Source organism: Piscirickettsia salmonis LF-89 = ATCC VR-1361, assembly GCF_000297215.2.
Lineage (GTDB): Bacteria > Pseudomonadota > Gammaproteobacteria > Piscirickettsiales > Piscirickettsiaceae > Piscirickettsia > Piscirickettsia salmonis.
Map to the genome: position 1 here is coordinate 36,398 of NZ_AMFF02000076.1, position 3,888 is coordinate 40,285.

General features: G+C 37.3%; 3 protein-coding genes. 2 read left to right on the forward strand and 1 reads right to left on the reverse strand.

The features are described from left to right. Positions 1–315 precede the first annotated feature (315 nt). On the forward strand, positions 316–1,563 hold the full coding sequence (locus tag C200_RS08100; RefSeq protein WP_016211781.1) for an LbtU family siderophore porin: 1,248 nt from the start codon (positions 316–318) through the stop codon (positions 1,561–1,563). Between the two features lie 222 nt (positions 1,564–1,785). Then, positions 1,786–3,222 carry a class I SAM-dependent methyltransferase gene (locus tag C200_RS08105; RefSeq protein WP_016211780.1) on the forward strand — a complete coding sequence of 479 codons (1,437 nt, stop codon included), beginning with the start codon at positions 1,786–1,788 and terminating at the stop codon, positions 3,220–3,222. Between the two features lie 85 nt (positions 3,223–3,307). Here C200_RS08105 and C200_RS08110 read toward each other — a convergent pair whose 3' ends face one another. After that, positions 3,308–3,655: a hypothetical protein gene (locus tag C200_RS08110; protein ID WP_129556486.1), complete on the reverse strand. Its 348-nt coding sequence runs from the start codon at positions 3,653–3,655 to the stop codon at positions 3,308–3,310. Positions 3,656–3,888: the final 233 nt, after the last annotated feature.

The window sequence follows — 3,888 nt, forward strand, 5'->3', positions numbered from 1 at the left end:
GTAAAAGCACAGCCTAACCACTTTGCACTCAAATATAAATTACTTGTGCGGTCAAATCAAATAGCTTTTGAAGAGCTTAGGCGATTAAAATGTTTATGACCTGTGCGTAAGGTGAGTTATTAATTTTTTCTTTTATTAATAAACAATGAGCTAGGACTTTATTGTTTAAATATTAGTCAGATAACTGGCAAAAAAATTACTCTCTGCCAATACTTGCCAAAGGAATGTTTGTTTACTTGTTAATGCAAACAATACCGCAAGAGTGTGCAAAATTGTTTAAGAAAAATAATTTTAAAAGCATTAGGGAGAGATGCGATGAAACTAAAGTTAATCACGTGCTCAGTTGCACTGAGTGTGGCTGCAAGCACTACATTTGCAGCCACAGCTGATTCATTGAAACTGGAGCTTGATAAACTCAAAGCCAGCCAAGTTGCTTTAGAAAAGCAAGTTGAAGCGCTTAAAACAGGTAAAGGTAAAGAAGGTGGTTCCGTGCATATGGGGCCGATTGGTGGTGGCATGATTGCGGGTCAATCCAGCCGCTTTGGTCGTGACTTGCAAATGCTCGGTTTATTGCAAAAAGCAGGCAAAGACGCACCACGTTTAACTATTGGTGGTAATTTAGAAGCAGATGTTGTTTATGGACGTAATGTGGCTGATGGCAGCTCAATTTATAACAGTCAAGGCTATGTAAAAGGTCAGAATGCGTCAGCAATTTTTCTAGATACTGCGCGTTTGGATTTATTAGCAAAGCTTAATGATTGGGCTTTTGTTGATTGGCAGCTTGATTTTGCGAGTGGCGCAGATACACGTTCAGGTTACTTAACCATTGGTAATTTAGATAAATCACCGGTGTATTTATCTGCGGGTAAATACTTCCCCTATTTTGGTGATTTTGGTGGTCATGTTTATAATAACCCACTCTCAACCGATTACTTTCGTATCAGCTCGGCAGTCGGTGCGATCGCTTTAGGTTATTCACAAGATAACCTTAATGTTTCTGCTGCACTATTTAAGTCTAAGCGGGCAAATGTAACGCAGGTTAAAGATTGGACTTTACAAGCAAATTATAGTTTTAAAGTGGGCCAAGTGAAGGCAAAAGTTGGTGCGGGTTATGTTGCGGATATCACCGGCCATGCCTTAAGTGATATTACTGCACAAAACACATTAGATGCTTTACCTGCTGCGAACGTGTCTGCAAAAATGGCAGTAGGCCCTGTGAGCTTTAAAGTCAATTATGCGCAAACAACTAAAGACGTTAACCGTACTGATATGCAAGATAAGAAAGTGTCTGCATATAATATTCAAGCCGGTTATAGCACGACTATTATCAAACCGATTGATTTCTCAGTGAGTTATAGTGCGACTAAGAACTTAAATGGTGTTGTAACGTCTAATAAGCAGTTTAAGAACCAAGTTTTGGTTGGCGCCGGTGTTGCGGTGATGCCAGGGGCGTATGTTTCTTTAGAGTATGGTAATATTGCTCAGTATGCTAACCCTACGCTAGAGTCATCTGATACTAATCGCTATAGCGTATTAACTTTAGACTTTTGGTTGACGTTCTAGGTAAATAATTAATTTAAATTAATCGTTTTGAAAGGGCAGCATGAATTTAGCTGCCTTTTTTATTGGCTGATTGAAAACTTTGTTGCGTATTATTTAATATGAATTAATATTTAGTGTTGGCTTTGGATTAAAACTTACTAAACTAGATTGGACTAGACTAAGCTAAATTTAAGTTAAGGTGTGTTATTGTAGCTAGGTTAGTACAGTGGAGGGAGTGGCAACATGGAGAGCTATCAACAAGGTTATTGTACAGCGCTGCCTTATGTTCAGCATTATCATCGTGAACTTTCGCCTAGTTTTTTAAACTTTATTTGTACGTTAAATAATGTTCAAGCTCCAGCGCTTGAAACACAAGCATTTCGTTATTGTGATTTGGGTTGTGGTTATGCGAACTCACTTTTATTTTCGGCGGCGAGTTTTCCTAAGGCGAAATTTTATGGTATTGACTTTATGGCAGAGCATATTGAGTCTGCAGAAGCGCTGAGAACACAAGCGGGTATTGATAACCTCAAGCTGATACATGATGATTTTGTTGATTGTAAAAAGTTTAATTTTGAAAAATTTGATTATATTGTGATGCATGGTTTGTACTCTTGGGTCAGTGAAGCGGTACTTAAAAAAATACATGCGTTTATCAGGCGCTTTTTAAAGCCAACAGGTCTTGTTTATATTGGTTATAATGCTGCGCCGGGTTGGGATAGCTTGCGTTCTATTCGGGAGTTATTATTGCAAGCGGATGGCGAAAGTTATCAAGAGAAAATTAAAACAAGTCAGAGATTATTGCAAAAGTTACAAAATAATCAGGCGCAGATTTTTAGTGATCACCCATTATTGGCTTATCAGTTAGATAGTTTAACTGAAGAGAATTTACATTATTTAGTTCATGAATATTATCATCAAGATTGGCAGTGCTTTTATGCGACACAGATGATCGAACGGATGAAGGCATTGAAATTAGCTTATGCAGGTAGTGCAACATTAATTAATAATTTTGATCAATTTCAGTTTTCTAAATCGCAAGTTAGTTTAATCCAGCAGCAGAAAACACCAGCGTTACAAGAGTTGATGCGAGATTATCTGTTAAACACACGCTTTCGTTGTGATATTTATCTAAAAAAAGTACAAAAATTATCAGATCGGCAGAAGCTTGAAAATTTAATGGCAAGTCGTTTTTCTCTCTTAGTGACACCTGATCAAATTAAAAAACAAATTTCTGTATTTAAAGGTATTATTCAAATTCCAGAGCTAGTAAATAAAGTAACTGAGAAATTAGTGGTTAGGGCAAAAACATTGAGCGAGTTACGAGGAGAGATTAATGAGCCGGTACAAAATATCTTGCAAGTATTATTGCTATTGCTGATGAGTTACCAAGTCGCATTAACACCAGTGCGGCCATCGAAAACATTAAAAAAATTAAATCGCTTGCTCTGTGAACAGGCACTTGAAAGTGGTTTATCGCATTTAGGTTTAGCCGGTGCCAGTATTCCAATTAGTGCAGAAGAGCAATGGTTATTATCACAAAATGGCTCACTTGATGAGGCAATATTGGCTGATCAGCTAATAAAAAATAAAAAAAGTGATAAAATGGCAGTAAAGGAGCGCATTCGTTTATTTAATCAAAATAAGCGAAATTTTTTGTTAGATTTAGAATTACTTTAGTTCGTAATTGTGTGAAAGTTTAAACAGACTCAGGTTGAAGCGGTATAAACAAATGTCGCTTTTGCGGGTTAAGATTCGTTTTTTATTATTTTGATTGCTCAACGACTAGAGGGCAGTACTGCCTAAGGTATTCAAAGTCTTGTTGAATCGTATCTAAATTATTGCTTGTTGACGTGAGTATTCCGATACGATCGATGATTGACGTACTGTTAAGAATTTCCTGGCCGACGTCTACTTGCCAGTGGATGTCAAACTTATTGCTAAGTGATGGTGGTATTAATTTTTTGATGGTTCCTTGGGTTTTAGCTAGATAGGCCCAAAGAAAGTAATTACCTGTCGTTTTTTGTTGGGCAGAGGAAGAAGTCGGCATAGAGTCAGTGAGTGCTGCGATACTTAAGTCGGCTATATTTACCCCATATGTAATTTCATACATCTTAATAACTAAACTTGCAGGTATTCTCGCTCCGACTTCTAAGAAGTAGAATCGATTGTTCTCGATAAACAACTCCAAATGGTATAGCGCTCAACGAATAGTTTCTGACATTGACTTCATTACTTGACTAAGCGCTGTCTCTAAATTTATTTCATCTTGATCAAGCTTCATGCGAACCCTATTTTTAAGCGGTGACCATACATGCTCGATCGGGTTTAAATCAGGAGAATAAG